Origin of the sequence: Azospira oryzae, assembly GCF_004217225.1 — a bacterium.
Lineage (GTDB): Bacteria > Pseudomonadota > Gammaproteobacteria > Burkholderiales > Rhodocyclaceae > Azospira > Azospira oryzae.
In genome coordinates, this window is the sequence record NZ_SHKM01000001.1 from 605,310 (window position 1) to 620,562 (window position 15,253).

The following is a 15,253-nucleotide window of genomic DNA, read 5'->3' on the forward strand; positions in this document are numbered from 1 at the left end:
TCCGCCCAAAGACAAAGCCCCGCACTGCGGGGCTTTTGTTTTGCTGTCGGAGCCGGGGCGCTTCAGGCTTCGAACAGGTTGAGCAGGCTGTCCAGGCCGCCGTGGCTGATGGCCACCGAGGCCTTGGCCCGGGTTGCCGGCTTGGCGTGGAAGGCCACGGAAAGGCCAGCTTCGGCCATCATCAAGAGGTCGTTGGCGCCGTCGCCGACGGCGATCACCTGCTCCCGTTCCAGGCCCAGTTCGTCCCGCAGCCGGTTGAGGTGGTGGGCCTTGGCCTGGGCGTCCACGATATCGCCCACCACCTTGCCGGTGAGCTTGCCGCCGGAGATTTCCAGTTCGTTGGAGGTGGCGAAGTCGAAGCCCAGTTCGATGCGCAGGCGTTCGGTGAAATAGGTGAAGCCGCCGGAGAGGATGGCGGTGCGCAGGCCGGCCGTCTGGGCCGCTTCCAGCAGTTCCCGGGCGCCCTCGGAGAGCAGCAGGCGTTCGCCATAGACCCGGGCCAGGACCCGGGCGTCCAGCCCGGCCAGCAGGGCCAGGCGGCGGCGCAGGCTTTCCCGGTAGTCGATTTCGCCGCGCATGGCCGATTCGGTGACGGCGGAGACTTCCGCCTTCTTGCCGGCGAAGTCGGCCAGTTCGTCGATGCACTCGATGGTGATGAGGGTCGAGTCCATGTCGAAGCAGATGAGGCCGTAGTCGGCCAGCGTGCGGTCGGCGGGGACGAAGGCCCAGTCCAGCTTTTCGGCTTCGATCAGGGGCAGCAGGGCGTCGAATTCGGTCGTGCGGCTGGCGTTGCGGAAGCACACCACCCGGGGCGGCCGGGGTTCCACGGCAGCGGCCTGGGTGGCGGCGGCAATGCGGTCGAGGAGAAAGGTCGGCAGGGCGCCGTTCTGGATGATGAGGTTCATGGTGGTGAGCGTTGATCGGGGTGGAACTCAGGTCGTCTGGGGCGACGACAGGTAATTGTTTTTCACCCGCACGTAGTGTTCGGCGGAATAGCGCAGGTAGGCGATTTCGTCAGGCGTGAGGGGCCGCACCCGGACGGCCGGGCGGCCCACGTAGAGGTAGCCGCTCTCCAGGGTCTTGCCCGGGGACACCAGGCTGCCGGCGCCGAGCATGACCCGGGGCTGGATCACCGCATCGTCCATGACCATGGAACCCATGCCGATCAGGCATTCGTCGCCGATGCGGCAGCCGTGCAGGATGGCGCCATGGCCCACGGTGACGTAGTCGCCGATCAGCAGGGGCGAGCCCTCCGGCTTGGCGGCATTCTTGTGGGAGACATGGCCCATGGAGAAATCCTGGATGTTGCTGCAGGCGCCGATCTCGATGCGGTTCACGTCGCCCCGCAGGACGGCGTTGCACCACACCGACGAATCCCGCCCCAGCCGCACGTCGCCGATGAGCTGGGCCGAGGGGTGAAGGTAGCAGGACTCGCCGACGGACGGGAAAGTGTCCAGGTAGGGGCTGAGGAGCATGGGCAGGGCCGGGAAAGGCTTAGCCGGCCTGCCGTTCCGGCAGCACGTCGCGCAGCAGGGTGGCGGCGTCGCGGATCATCTTTTCCGTGGTGGCCCAGTCCACGCAGCCGTCGGTGACGGAGCAGCCGTACTTGAGCTGGGACAGGTCGGCGGGGATGGACTGGTTGCCGGCCTCGATGTTGGATTCGATCATCACCCCCACCATGGACTTGTTGCCCAGACGGATCTGGTTCACCACGTCGGACATCACCAGGGGCTGCAGTTCGGGCTTCTTCAGGCTGTTGGCGTGGGAACAGTCCACCACCACGTTGGGGATCAGCTTGGCCTTGACCATGGCCTGCTCGGCCACGGAGACGGAGACCGTGTCGTAGTTGGGCCGGCCGCCGCCGCCGCGCAGCACGATGTGGCCGTAGGCATTGCCGGTGGTGCGCACGATGGCCACCTGGCCCTGGTCGTTGAGACCGAGGAAGCTGTGGGGCTTGGAGGCGGAGAGAATGGCGTTGATGGCGATTTCGGTGTTGCCGTCGGTGCCGTTCTTGAAGCCCACCGGGGTGGACAGGCCGGAAGACATTTCCCGGTGGGTCTGGGATTCGGTGGTGCGGGCGCCGATGGCGGTCCAGGAAATGAGGTCGCCGTAGTACTGGGGCGAATTCGGGTCCAGGGCCTCGGTGCCGGCGGGCAGGCCGATTTCATTGACCTGCAGGAGGAACTCCCGGGCCTTGGCCATGCCCACGTCCACGCGGAAGGAGTCGTCCATGAAGGGGTCGTTGATATAGCCCTTCCAGCCAACGGTGGTGCGGGGCTTCTCGAAGTAGACGCGCATCACCAGCAGCAGGGTGTCGGAGACCTCGTCGGCCAGGGCCTTGAGGCGGCGGGCGTAGTCCAGGCCGGCGACGGGGTCGTGGATGGAGCAGGGGCCCACCACCACGAAGAGGCGGTGGTCCTTGCGGTCCAGAATGTTCTTCAGGTCCTGCCGGCCCTGGCGCACCACGGCGGCGGCCTTCTCGGAGAGGGGCTGGCTGGCCAGCATTGCCGCCGGGGTCGGCATGGGGTCGAAGGCGGCGATATTGATGTTGTCGATGTCGGGGGTGGTCATGGTCGTTATGGGCAGCACTGCTGGTTCCGGTTGCAATCGGGAGGAGCCGGCGCCCACCGGAACGGACGCCGCCAAGCCGAGGATGGGAGTTTAACCCTTCCGCCGTCCCTTGCGCACCCTAATGCCGCGATAGCCGGTGCTTATTGCGGAGCCAGCCAGCGGCGCAGCAGGGTGACCAGTTCCTGCTCCGAGAAGGGCTTGGCGAGGAAGTCGTTCATGCCCGCCTCCCGGCACTGGGCCCGGCTCTCGTCCGGGTCGCCGGCGGTGAGGGCGATGATGGCCGTCGGCGTGCCCCGTTCCCGGGTCCGCCAGGCCCGGGTGGTGGCGCAGCCGTCGAGCCCGGGCATGCGGCAGTCCATCAGCACCAGGTCGAAGTCGGCTTCGGGGCCCAGTTGCAGGGCCTCTTCGCCGGAAGACGCGCTCTGTACCTGGCAGCCCAGGGCTTCCAGCAGGCAGGTGCTGGCCTCCCGGATTTCCGGGTTGTCGTCCACCAGCAGGATGCGGCCGCTGAAGCGGGGCGTTCGCGCCGGATTCGTCTCGCGGCCCTCCAGCCATTTGCCGATGGTGGCGATGAGGGTCTGGGCGTCCACCGGCTTGGGCAGGTAGTCGTCCATGCCGGCGGCCAGGCATTTTTCCCGGTCGCCGCGCATGACGAAGGCGGTCAGGGCGATGATCGGGGTGCGCCGCCGCTGGCCTTCCTGGATGCGGATCTGGCGGGTGGCCTCGTAGCCGTCCATGCCGGCCATCTGGCAGTCCATGAGGATGGCGTCCGGCTGCCAGCTTTCCGCCAGGGTCACCGCCTCCAGGCCGTTGGCCGCCTGGCGCACCTGGCAGTGGGCCTGGGCCAGGTATTCGGCCAGCACTTCCCGGTTGGCCTCGGTGTCGTCCACCAGCAGGATGCGGGTGTCCCGGGGCAGGGCGGTGATGGGGCTGCCCGCCGGCAGCACGGGTACCGGGCTCACCGTGGGGTCGCTCTCCGGTAGTTCGATGTCGAACCAGAAGCAGCTGCCTTCGCCGCTGTTGCTGCTGACGCCGATGCTGCCGTGCATCAGTTCCACCAGCTGCTTGCAGATGGTCAGGCCCAGGCCGGTGCCGCCGAAGAGGCGGGTGGTGGATGAATCGGCCTGGGTGAATTTGTCGAAGATGGTTTCCTGCAGTTCCGGCGGCACGCCGATGCCCGAGTCCCGCACCTCGACCCGCAGGTGCTGGCGGCCGGGGGCGATGCGGGTGCATTCAATGTCCAGCTCGACCCAGCCGCTGTTGGTGAACTTGATGGCGTTGTTGAGCAGGTTGGCCATGATCTGGCGCAGGCGTACCGGATCGCCATGGATCTTGGGCGGGATGATGCCCTTGATGTGATAGCGGAACTCCAGCCCCTTCTGGGCGGCGGCGGCGGCCTGGACCTCGGTCAGTTCGCCCAGCAGCAGCACCAGGTCCACCTCCTCCGGATGGATTACCAGCTTGCCGGCCTCGATCTTGGAAATGTCCAGGATGTCGTTGAGGATGGCCAGCAGCTGCTTGGTGCTGCCGTAGGCCAGGCGGATGTAGCGCTCCTGCTTTTCGTTGAGGGGCGTGTGCAGGAGCAGGTCCAGCACCCCCAGGATGCCGGTGAAGGGGGTGCGGATTTCGTGGCTCATGTTGGCCAGGAATTCGCTCTTGGCCCGGTTTGCCGCCTCCGCCTTTTCCCGGGCGTGGCGCAGTTCGCTTTCCGCCGCCTTGCGTTCGGTGACGTCCTCGAAGGTCCACACCACGCCGCGGCTGAGGTCGTCCGGATTGATGGCCTTGCCCGACACGGCGCACCAGAAGCACTCGCCGTTGCGCCGCCGCATGATTAGCTCCTGGCGCATCACCTGGCCCTGTTCCAGTATGGGCATGATGTCCTGGGTGGCGCTGACGAAGCTTTCCCGGCTCGGGTACAGCTCCTCGGCCCGCAGGCCGATCACCTCCTGGGAGCCGTAGCCGAACATGGCGGCCATCTGCCGGTTGGCCAGGACCACGTGCCGGTCTTCGTGGTTGCTGGTGTCCAGGTAGGCGATGCCGATGGCCGAGGCGTCCAGGGTGGTCTGCTGGATCGCCTCCACTTCCTCCTTGGCCCGCAGCAGGGCGCTCTCGGCCCGGCTGGCCCGGGTCAGGGCCCAGCCAAGCATGGACATGAGGGCGATGAAGCCGACCACGATGGCGGCGATGAACAGGCGCATCTGCTCCATGCGCTCGGCCAGGGCCGCGTTCATGGAAGAGAGCATGCCCCAGCGGTCCAGTTCCGCCGCTTCCAGGTCGTCGGCCAGGAGGCGGGACTCCTGCACCAGATGGGGCAGGTCGGCGGCGGGCGTACCGCTGCCTTCCAGGTACTGGTTGGTCTTCAGCTTCAGGTTGCGGATGCGCTCGGAGAGCCGGGCGCGCATTTCCGGATTGCTGTCCCGGCCTTCGGCGCTGTAGTTCTCGGCCAGGGCCAGGGCTTCCCAGGCGGCGGCCACGTGCTTGCGCCGCGCATCGGGGGAATCGGCGGCCCGCTCCAGCAGCTCCTGGCTTTGGCCGATGAAGTAGCGCGCCTTGAGCAGGGTGCGGGCGCCGTGGACGCTGTCGAAATTGGCGTCGAGGAAGACTTCGTGCAGGGTGTTGAAACGGGCGAAGCCGAGCACCAGGATGAGTCCCGCCAGGATGGCAAAGCCGTAGATGACGAAGGGGAGTCGCTGGGAGGCTCTGGGTCGTGGCGGCACGGATCGGGTCCCCGAATGGAAATCAGCGGTTGTGACCGCCGCTTGTCGCTTTTATGATGTTTGGCATTTTCCACTGAGAAGCCGCCAATGGACAAGCTGTTCCCCGCTCCCCGGTCTTTGCAGATTGCCGCCGACCGCCCCGCCGGTCTCCGGTCGTGGGCCGGAAAGGCAATGCTGGCCTTGTCTCTGGCAATTTTCAGCCTGGCCGCCCGGGCCGATTTTTCCGACGGGGAAATCCGCGTCGGCCTGCTCGTGGATATGCAATCGACCTATGCCCACATCACCGGCAGCGGTTCCGTGGCGGCGGCGCGCATGGCCATCGAGGATGTGGGCGGCAAGATTAACGGCAAACCCATCCGCCTCTTCTTCGCCGACCACGGCAACAGCGTCGCCCAGGGCTCGGCAGTGGCCAAGCGCTGGCTGTTCGAGGAGGGGGTGGACGTCATCGCCGACGTGGCCAGTTCCCCCATCGCCCTGGCGGTGCAGGAAATCAACCGGCCCAAGGGGGCGGTGGTCTTCTACAACGGCGTCATGAGCACGGAAATCACCGGCAGCCGCTGTGCCGCCACCGGGGTGCACTGGATGTACGACAGCCAGGCCTACACCACCGCCCTGGGCCGGGAACTGACCCGGAGCGGCGCCAGGACCTGGTATTTCATCACCCTGGACAATGCCTTCGGCCGCAATACGGAAAAAGAGCTGGCGGCGGTGATCGAGGCCAACGGCGGCCAGGTGCTGGGGCGCACCTACCACGGCCTGGGGGAGCGGCAGCTGTTCGTCAAGCTGCGCCAGGCGGCCGAGTCCGGGGCCCAGGTGATCGCCCTGGTGGATGCGGGCCAGGACATGATTCGGGCGGTGCGGCAGAGTTTCGACCTGCTGCGGGTGAGCAAGGGCAAGACGGTACTGGCGGCGGTGGCCACCGCCCTCAACGACGTCCATGTGATGAAGCCCCAGCTGGCCCAGGGCCTCAAGCTTTCCCATTCCTTCTACTGGAACCAGGACCCGGAGGCCCGGGCCTGGTCCCAGCGCTTCTTCGAGCGCACCGGCGCCATGCCCAGCGACCTGCAGGCCGGCGTCTATTCCTCCCTCATCCACTACTTCAAGGCCGCGGCCGCCAGCGACAGCGACAAGGGCACCACGGTGGTGGCCAGGATGCGGGAAATCCCCATCCGCGACCCCATCGTGCGCAACGCCCGCCTGCGGGAAGACGGGCGCATGGTGCACGACATCTACCTGCTGGAAGTGAAGAAGCCCGGGGACATCCGGGAACCCTGGGACTACCTGCGAGTGTTGCGCACCATCCCCGGGGAACAGGCCTTCAGCCCCCTTTCGGCGAGCGCTTGCCCTTTGCTGGCGCGCTAGGTTTGGCGGCCTGGCCGCGGCGGGGCAGGTGGCTGCCGGCCCCGGCGAGGAACTGGCGACCGGAGTCGTAGCCCACCTGGAACAGGGTCTCCAGGTTGGAACGGGACCAGTCCAGGGAGGTTTCCCATTTGTCCGCCGGGATGTCGAAGGGCACCTTGAGCAGGTTCCACTTGCCGTCCCGGTTGTACTTGGCTTCGAAGATCTTGGTGTCGTCCCGGGCGATTTCCACCAGGGGCACGATGATGGAGAGCAGCCAGGCGTCGTAGAGGTCCCGCGGCGTGCGCATCAGCTTCTCGGCACCCAGCACGTCGAAGACCACGATGTCCTTCACCTCCGGTTCGTGGCTGACCAGGGCCTCGTAGTTGAGGCAGTCGTGGGCGGCGCCTTCGTAGTAGTACTTGGGCTGGCCGTCCTCCGGGTCCACCATCTGGTGCGGCGGGTAGAGGAAGGGGAAGGCCAGGGCGGCGCGCAGGGCGTCGCCGCTGATCTGTCCCTTGGCGCTGCTGAAATTCTGCATGCGCCGGTCGTTGATGTTGTAGGCGTTCACGTAGAAACGCTCGTGGCGCTGCTGCAGGGCGGAAAAATCCACCACCTGCTCGAGGAAGGGCACCGGCGCGCAGAGACCCAGGCTGTCGGCATTGAGGTCGGTGGGGCAGGCCACGGCGAACATCAGCTTGATCAGATCGGCCTGCAGCCGCGTCGCCTCGTGGCCGCCCAGCTGCTGCTCCATGGCCTGGACCAGGGGATTGGCCTGCAGCAGGGCCCGGTAGGCCTCGGCGATGGAGCCGGATTTCTGGAATACCTTGAAATTGACCGGATAGCGCTGGTAGAGGGCGTCGGCGATGCCCATGTCCACGGTGCTGCGCAGGGCCTTCAGGGAATCGCCGCCCTGGGGCGCCAGGTAGAGCAGGCCGATGAGGGCGCCGGCCCCGGCGGTGGAAACCACGTCGAATTCGACGCCGGCCTCCTCGAAGGCCACCAGGGCGCCGGCCATGAGGGTGGCGTTGGGGGCGCCGCCCCCGATGATCAGTGCAGTCTTTGCCATTGCGTTGTCCTCCGGAATTGGGTTTTCCGGCAACGCAGGCCCGGGGTGGTCAGGCGCCCAGTTGCCGGAACAGATCCTTCACTGCATCGACCCGTTCCTTGAGGGTCGGCATATGACGAACGACTGCCAGTTTATCCTGCCCGGCCAGCTTGAAGTGACGGTTTTTCTGAATCAGTTCGATGATGCGGATGGGCTCGATGGGCGGATTGGGGCAGAACTGCACGGTCAGCTGGCTGGCAGTGGCGTCCAGCTTGACGATGCCCAGGGGCCTGGCCAGCAGGCGCAGGCGGTGGGTGGCCAGCAGGCACTGGCCCTGGGGCGGCAGTTCGCCGAAGCGGTCGATCAGCTCTTCCTGCAGGGCATTGATGTCCTCCTCCGTCTCGCAGTTGGAGAGGCGCTTGTAGAGGGTCAGGCGCTCGTGCACGTCGGGGGCGTAGGCGTCGGGCAGCAGGGCCGGGGCGTGCAGGTTGATTTCCGTGGTGACGCCCAGGGGCTGGGTCAGGTCCGGCTCCCTGCCCTGCTTGAGGGCGGCCACCGCCCGGTTGAGCATCTCGGTGTACAGGTTGAAGCCCACTTCCTGCATTTCGCCGGACTGGTTTTCCCCCAGTACCTCGCCGGCGCCGCGGATTTCCAGGTCGTGCATGGCCAGGTAGAAGCCGGCCCCCAGCTCTTCCATGTGCTGGATGGCCTCCAGGCGCTGCTTGGCCTGCTTGGTCAGGGCCTTTTCATCCTGCACCAGGAGGTAGGAGTAGGCCTGGTGGTGGGAGCGGCCGACCCGTCCCCGCAGCTGGTGCAGCTGGGCCAGGCCGAATTTTTCGGCCCGGTTGATGAGGATGGTGTTGGCGTGGGGATTGTCGATGCCGGTCTCGATGATGGTGGTGCATAGCAGCAGGTTGGCCCGCTGCTGGGTGAAGTCCCGCATCACCCGCTCCAGCTCCCGCTCGTTCATCTGGCCGTGGCCGACCACGATGCGGGCCTCGGGCACCAGGGACTGGAGCTTCTCCCGCATGTTGTCGATGGTGTCCACCTCGTTGTGCAGGAAGTACACCTGGCCGCCCCGCTTCAGTTCCCGCAGCACCGCCTCGCGGATGATGCCGTCGGAGAACTTGGCGACGAAGGTCTTGATGGCCAGCCGCTTCTGGGGCGCCGTGGCGATCACCGAGAAGTCCCGCAGGCCTTCCAGGCTCATGGCCAGGGTGCGGGGGATGGGGGTGGCGGTCAGGGTCAGCACGTCCACCTCGGCCCGCAGGGCCTTCAGGGCTTCCTTCTGGCGCACGCCGAAGCGGTGTTCCTCGTCGATCATGACCAGGCCCAGGCGGTCGAACTTCATCTCCTTGGAGAGCAGCTTGTGGGTGCCGATGACGATGTCGATCTTGCCCGCCTCCAGGTCCTTCATGGCCTGGGCGGTTTCCTTGGCGGTCTTGAAGCGGGACAGTTCGGCGATCTGCACCGGCCAGTCGGCGAAGCGGTCCTTGAAGGTCTGGTAGTGCTGTTCGCAGAGCAGGGTGGTGGGGCACAGCACCGCCACCTGCTTGCCGCCGGCGACGGCGACGAAGGCGGCGCGCAGGGCCACCTCGGTCTTGCCGAAGCCCACGTCGCCGCACACCAGGCGGTCCATGGGCTTGCCCGACTTCATGTCCTCGATCACCGCGGCGATGGCGGTGGCCTGGTCTTCCGTCTCCTCGAAGCCGAAGCCGTCGGCGAAGGCCTCGTAGTCGTTCTCGGTGAAGGCGAAGGCATGGCCCTGGCGCGCCGCCCGGGCGGCGTAGAGGGCCAGCAGTTCGGCGGCGGTGTCCCGGGCCTGTTCGGCGGCCTTCTTCTTGGCCTTTTCCCACTGGCCCGAGCCCAGGCTGTGCAGGGGCGCCGCATCGGGCTCGTTGCCGGAGTAGCGGGAGATGACGTGGAGCTGGGAGACAGGCACGTACAGCTTGGCCTCGTTGGCGTAGTGCAGCTCCAGGAATTCGGTGTCGCCTTCGCCCAGGTCCAGGTGCAGCAGGCCCATGTAGCGACCGATGCCGTGGGATTCGTGCACCACCGGGTCGCCCACCTTGAGCTCGGTCAGGTCCCGCAGCCAGTTGTCCATGGAGGCCCGGCGCTGGGCGTTCTGGCGGCTGCGGCGGTTGGGGCTGCCGGCGTACAGCTCGGTCTCGGTGATGATGGCCAGGCCGTCGAGGCAGAAGCCGCTTTGCAGGGGGGCCACGCCCAGGGCCAGGGTCGCGTCGCCGCCGAGGAAGGCGGCAAAGTCGGCGCTGGCGGCGGGCTTGAGGCCGTGTTCCAGCAGCAGTTGCTGCAGGGTTTCGCGGCGGCCGGCGGATTCGGCCAGGAGCAGGGTGCGGCGGCCCTGGCGGCCGGCGATGAACTGCTTGAGGGCGGTCAGCGGGTCCTCGGCCCGCCGTTCCACCGCCACGGCGGGGACGGCGGTGGCCAGGGGCGGCGTGCCTTCCGCCGGGGTGCCCAGGATCAGCTTGGCGTAGTCCTTGGCGGCGACGAAGAACTGCTCCTCGGAGAGGAACAGCTCGGCCGGGGGCAGCAGGGGCCGGGCCTTGTCGCCGGCCAGCATGTTGTAGCGGGACTGGGTGTCGCGCCAGAAGTCCTGCAGGGCAAGCGCCACGTCCCGGTGCTGGCAGAGCACGGCGTCCTTGGGCAGGTAGTCGAAGAGGGTGGCGGTTTCCTCGAAGAAGAGGGGCAGCCAGTATTCGATGCCGGCGGAAGGGACGCCGTTGGAGACGTCCTTGTAGATGCCGGACTTGGCCGGATCGCCTTCGAAGACTTCGCGGAAGCGCTGGCGGAAGCGGGTGCGGCCGCCGTCGTCCAGGGGGAATTCCCGGGCCGGCAGCAGGCGGATTTCCGGCACCGGGTAGAGGCTGCGCTGGGTGTCGGCATCGAAGGTGCGCAGGGTCTCGATCTCTTCGTCGAAGAGGTCGATGCGGTAGGGCAGGGCCGAGCCCATGGGGAACAGGTCCACCAGACCGCCGCGGATGGAGTATTCCCCCGGCGACACCACCTGGGTGACGTGGGTGTAGCCGGCCAGGGTGAGCTGGCTGCGGAACTGCTCGGCGTCCAGCTTCTCGCCCTTTTTCAGGAAAAAGGTGTAGGCCGCCAGGTAGCTGGGCGGGGTCAGGCGGTAGACGGCGGTGGTGGCTGGCACCAGCAGCACTTCGCACTCGCCCCGGCTGACGGCGTAGAGGGTGGCCAGGCGTTCGGAGACCAGGTCGTGGTGGGGCGAGAAATTGTCGTAGGGCAGTGTTTCCCAGTCCGGCAGCAGGCGCACCTTCAGGTCCGGCGCGAACCAGGGGATTTCCTCCAGCAGGCGCTGGGCGTCCGCCGGGCTGGCGGTGAGCACGGCCAGCAGGCGCTTCTGGCTGCGGGCCTGGCTGCCGAGCCGGGCCAGGGCCAGGGCGTCGGCGGAACCGGCCAGGGGCGGCAGGTGCAGGCGTTCGCCGCTGCGCGGCAGCTGGGCCAGGGCGCGGGAAATTTCGGGAGGCAGTTCGGGCAGGGCGGGCGAGGTGGAGGCGGACACGAGGAGGTAAATCAGGCAGGCGGGGGAGGCAGGATTATAGCCCAGGGGCGATGGCTCGGCCGGGGCGCTGCCGTTTGCCGACGCCGGGGCCGGGCTGGCGCCGCAGCGCCGCCGGGGATGATTGCCTCAGGTGCATGGCCGCCGCGCCTTGCGGGGTGCGGCTTGTGGCCGGGCCATGCCGAAGATGCCCGTCCCTCCTGGCCTGCAGGCCATGCCGCTTTTCGATGTTCCCGCTCGTCAGGTGCCGAGCCGCACCGGCTGGCGGCGGGCGCCGAAGTCGCCGGGCCCCGGGCCGAAGCGGCCGGCCAGCTGGTGGCCGCAGTCGGGGCAGGCGCCGCTGGCGGTGAGGCGATATTGCTTGAGGGTGTACCAGTCGCGCACGATCAGGGGCGCGTGGCAGCGGGGGCAGTCGGTGGTGCCGCCCTCGGTGTCGTGCACGTTGCCGGTGTAGACGAAGTGCAGGCCGGCATCCCGGGCGATGCGGCGGGCCCGGCTGAGGGTGGCCGGCGGCGTCTCCGGCGCCTCGAGGAACTTCCAGTCCGGGTGGTAGGCGCTGAAGTGCAGGGGCACTTCGGGCCCCAGTTCCCGTTCGATCCAGCCGGCCAGCTGGGCGATTTCCCGGTCGCTGTCGTTGTGGCCGGGAATGAGCAGGGTGGTGATTTCCAGCCAGCAGTCGGTGAGGTGGTGGATGTGGGCCAGGGTGTCGAGCACCGGCTGCAGGTGGCCGCCGCACAGCTTGGCGTAGAAGTCCTCGGTGAAGGCCTTGAGGTCCACGTTGGCGGCGTCCATCAGGGCGAAGAACTCCTTCCGCGGTTCGGCGTGGATGTAGCCGGCGGTGACGGCGACGCTGCGGATGCCGGCCTCGCGGCAGGCCAGGGCCGTGTCCATGGCGTATTCGGCGAAGATCACCGGGTCGTTGTAGGTGAAGGCCACGGCCGGGACCTCCAGACGGCGGGCAGCGGCGGCGATGGCGGCCGGGCTGGCGGCGTCCATCAGCCGGTCCATGTCCCGGGACTTGGAGATGTCCCAGTTCTGGCAGAACTTGCAGGCCAGGTTGCAGCCGGCGGTGCCGAAGGAAAGGATGGGGGTGCCCGGGTGGAAGTGGTTGAGGGGCTTCTTTTCCACCGGGTCCAGGCAGAAGCCGGAGGAGCGGCCGTAGGTGGTGAGGATCATGGCCCCGTCCCGGGCCTGGCGCACGAAGCAGGCGCCGCGCTGGCCTTCGTGCAGACGGCAGTCCCGGGGACAGAGGTCGCATTGCAGGCGGCCGTCTTCCAGGGCATGCCACCAGCGGCCCGGGTGGGCGCTCTCGGCCACGGCGGGGGTGTGGTCGGGATTCATGGCCGTTCTCCTCTGTTCTGGTGCCACTTGCGCACCCGGTAGGTGGCCAGTTCCACCTGGGGCGACCAGAAATCCCGGGGCAGGCCGGCCTTGGCCTTGAGTTCGGCGAGAAAGCGTGACGGCTCGGGCAGGGCTTCCCAGACCTGGGGCAGAAAGGTGGCGCAGTGGGCGCCGTGGCGCAGGATCAGGCCGTCCTCGCCGGGCACCAGGGCCGCCAGGGCGTCGGCCTCGCTGGCGGCGGCCAGGGGCCGGGGCGTCTGCAGCAGGGACACTTCCAGGTCCAGCAGAGGCCATTCCTCGACGCTCACCGGGGCGAAGCGGGGATCGCGGAAGGCGGCGGCCCGGGCATTGGCGGCCACGTCCTCGCCCAGGGGGCGGCGGGCTTCCAGGGTGCCGATGCAGCCCCGCAGGCGGCCGTTCCGGGTCAGGGTGACGAAGGTGGCGGCGGGCTTTTCCAGGGCCCGGGGCGGTGGCGTTCCCAGATTGGGCGGCGGGTCGGCCAGGCCCAGCTCCCGGGCTATGGCGTGGCGGGCCAGGGCCAGCAGCAGGCGGCCCAGGGCGGCGTCGGGGGGAGCTTCGGCGAGGGCTTCAGTGGGGGGCATGGTCCGGCTCCAGGGCAAAGGCGGCGTAGCCCACCACCCGCTCCCGGTCGCCGGCGGTGTCGCCGGAATTGCGCCGGTCCAGGAGGCGGGGCCGCAGGCCGTGGCGGGCTGCCGCCAGCAGCAGGCCGTTGATGGGAATGGCGCCGCAGGCTTCCTGAGGCGCCAAGTCGGCCCGGGCGGCGGCAATGCGGGCGCAGGTGGCCTGGTCCAGGCGCTCGGCCTCGGCGTAGGACTGGTAGTGGGAAAGGTCGGAACTGACCAGGATCAGGGTTTCATCGCCGCCCCACAGACGCTCCAGTACCTGGGCCACGGCCTCGCCGGAGGCGGCGCCCACGGCCAGGGGCAGCAGGGTGAAGGGCCCCAGCAGGCGTTGCAGGAAAGGCAGTTGCACTTCCAGGGAATGCTCCAGGGCGTGGGCCCCGTCGTCGGCCACCACCTGGGGCAGGTCGGCGATGCGCTGCCGGGCCTCGGCGTCGATGGGCAGCGGGCCCAGGGGCGTGGTGAAACTGTCCACGGTGGGCACGGCCAGTCCCCGGACCGCCACCCGGTGGGTGGGACCCAGCAGGATGACGCGGTGGATGCGCCCGGCCTGGGGCGCCAGGGCGGCATAGGCGGTCGCCGCGATGGGGGCGGAATAGACGTAGCCGGCGTGGGGCACGATGAGGGCCTTGATCGGCCCTGCGGCAGCGGGCGGCCGGGCCTGGGCCAGGTAGGCGTCGATGTCGGCGCCCAACTGGGCGGGGTCGGCCGGGTAGAAGAGGCCGGCGACGGCGGCGGGACGAAGGCTGGGCATGGCTCGCTCCCCGGAAGGTGACGCTACAGGTGCATGAATATCCAGCCGCCGATGGTGCCCGCGGCCAGGGCCAGGAAGCCCAGGCCGATGCGGCGTCCCAGGCTGGGGCCGGCGACGGAGAAGACGATGCCCAGCTTGAACACCAGGTTGGCGAGGAAGGCGATGACGATGGAGTTCACCGCCTCATGCATGGGCAGCTTGCCCATGCCGAACAGGCGCAGGGAGGACAGGGCGATGGCATCCACGTCGGTGAAGCCGGAAATCAGGGAAATGGCGTAGAGGCCCTCGGAACCGGCCACATCGGAGAGCCAGGCGGCCAGCAGCAGCACCACGGCGTAGATGCAGCCGAAGGTGAGGGCGGTGCGGATTTCCGCCGGGTTGTGCAGGTTGAGGGGCGTTTCCGGCTGGCCGCTCTGGTCGCCGAGGATGCGCCACAGCCAGCCGATCACCACCAGGCCCAGCAGCAGGCCGCCGCCCAGGGCCGGCAGCAGTTGCGGCAGCAGCTCGGGTTGCAGCATGGCGGCCAGGAGGGAGAGACGCACCAGCACCACCACGTTGGCGGTGAGGATCACCACCATGGACAGGCGCAGCAGGTTGGGCGTGGCCTTGACGTGGCGGGAATACACCAGGGTGATGGCGGTGGAGGAGGCGAGGCCGCCCATGAGGCCGATCAGGGGCGCGCCGTGCTGTTGGCCGAAGAGGCGCAGGGCGGCATAGCCGGCCAGGCTCATGCCGGAGATGAGCACCACCATCCACCACACCTGGTAGGGGTTGAGGGCCAGGTAGGGGCCGAAGCCCTGGTCCGGCAGGATGGGCAGGATGACCAGGGAGAGGACGCCGAACTGCAGCATGGAGATGAGGTCCTTGCGCGTCAGCTTCTCGCTCAGCAGGTGCAGCTCGGTCTTGAAGTAGAGCAGCACGGTGGTGAGGATGGCCAGCATCACCGCCAGGGTCTGCTCCTGGTACCAGATCATGGCGCCGAAGGTGTAGGCCAGGAGCAGGGCCACCACCGAGGTGGTGCCCGGGTCCTGGGCGTCGGGGCGGGAATGGTAGGCGGCCACCATCATCAGGCCCACCATCAGGAGGCCGGCGGCCAGCACCCACTCGGAACCACTCTTTTCCCCCAGCAGGCCGGCGATGGTGCCGAGCAGGGCGGTCAGGGCGAAGGTGCGCAGGCCGGCCCGGGAGGAGGAGTGCCGTTCCCGCTCCAGGCCCATGAGCAGGCCCACCCCCAGACTGAGGAGAAAGGCTTGGGCGAATTCCAGCCCGGTTTCGGTGAGGAAGTTGTTTTCCATGGTTTTTCTT

11 protein-coding genes are annotated in these 15,253 nt (G+C 68.2%); 1 reads left to right on the forward strand and 10 read right to left on the reverse strand.

Going from position 1 to position 15,253, the window contains the following annotated elements; translation table 11 throughout:
• Window positions 1-62: 62 nt before the first annotated feature.
• From serB to EV678_RS02800, 4 genes are all read right to left on the reverse strand, one after another.
• Window positions 63-905 (reverse strand): phosphoserine phosphatase SerB, encoded by an 843-nt coding sequence (gene serB, locus EV678_RS02785; protein WP_130458436.1) that lies wholly within the window; start codon window positions 903-905, stop codon window positions 63-65.
• 27 nt (window positions 906-932) lie between these two features.
• On the reverse strand, window positions 933-1,475 hold the full coding sequence (locus tag EV678_RS02790; protein WP_130458437.1) for a gamma carbonic anhydrase family protein: 543 nt from the start codon (window positions 1,473-1,475) through the stop codon (window positions 933-935).
• 19 nt (window positions 1,476-1,494) lie between these two features.
• Window positions 1,495-2,571: a 3-deoxy-7-phosphoheptulonate synthase gene (locus tag EV678_RS02795; RefSeq protein ID WP_130458438.1), complete on the reverse strand. Its 1,077-nt coding sequence runs from the start codon at window positions 2,569-2,571 to the stop codon at window positions 1,495-1,497.
• Between the two features lie 140 nt (window positions 2,572-2,711).
• Window positions 2,712-5,288, reverse strand: coding sequence for a PAS domain-containing hybrid sensor histidine kinase/response regulator (locus EV678_RS02800; protein ID WP_130458439.1), 2,577 nt, complete (start codon window positions 5,286-5,288; stop codon window positions 2,712-2,714).
• Window positions 5,289-5,459: 171 nt separating this feature from the next.
• Here EV678_RS02800 and EV678_RS02805 point away from each other — a divergent pair, with 171 nt between their 5' ends.
• Window positions 5,460-6,650 carry an ABC transporter substrate-binding protein gene (locus tag EV678_RS02805; RefSeq protein WP_235832396.1) on the forward strand — a complete coding sequence of 397 codons (1,191 nt, stop codon included), beginning with the start codon at window positions 5,460-5,462 and terminating at the stop codon, window positions 6,648-6,650.
• Here EV678_RS02805 and EV678_RS02810 read toward each other — a convergent pair.
• From EV678_RS02810 to EV678_RS02835, 6 genes are all read right to left on the reverse strand, one after another.
• Window positions 6,607-7,695, reverse strand: coding sequence for a patatin-like phospholipase family protein (locus EV678_RS02810; protein WP_014237438.1), 1,089 nt, complete (start codon window positions 7,693-7,695; stop codon window positions 6,607-6,609). The genes EV678_RS02805 and EV678_RS02810 overlap by 44 nt on opposite strands.
• 49 nt (window positions 7,696-7,744) lie before the next feature.
• Window positions 7,745-11,215, reverse strand: a complete 3,471-nt coding sequence (mfd, locus tag EV678_RS02815) for a transcription-repair coupling factor (protein ID WP_412784069.1) — start codon at window positions 11,213-11,215, stop codon at window positions 7,745-7,747.
• A gap of 237 nt (window positions 11,216-11,452) precedes the next feature.
• Window positions 11,453-12,553, reverse strand: coding sequence for an AmmeMemoRadiSam system radical SAM enzyme (amrS, locus tag EV678_RS02820; RefSeq protein ID WP_130458441.1), 1,101 nt, complete (start codon window positions 12,551-12,553; stop codon window positions 11,453-11,455).
• Window positions 12,550-13,155 carry an AmmeMemoRadiSam system protein A gene (amrA, locus tag EV678_RS02825; RefSeq protein ID WP_130458442.1) on the reverse strand — a complete coding sequence of 202 codons (606 nt, stop codon included), beginning with the start codon at window positions 13,153-13,155 and terminating at the stop codon, window positions 12,550-12,552. The genes amrS and amrA overlap by 4 nt, the downstream gene beginning before the upstream one ends.
• The gene (amrB, locus tag EV678_RS02830) at window positions 13,142-13,948 is read right to left on the reverse strand and encodes an AmmeMemoRadiSam system protein B (protein ID WP_130458443.1); all 807 of its coding nucleotides are present in this window, start codon (window positions 13,946-13,948) and stop codon (window positions 13,142-13,144) included. The genes amrA and amrB overlap by 14 nt, the downstream gene beginning before the upstream one ends.
• A gap of 23 nt (window positions 13,949-13,971) precedes the next feature.
• On the reverse strand, window positions 13,972-15,243 hold the full coding sequence (locus tag EV678_RS02835; RefSeq protein ID WP_014237443.1) for an MgtC/SapB family protein: 1,272 nt from the start codon (window positions 15,241-15,243) through the stop codon (window positions 13,972-13,974).
• Window positions 15,244-15,253: the final 10 nt, after the last annotated feature.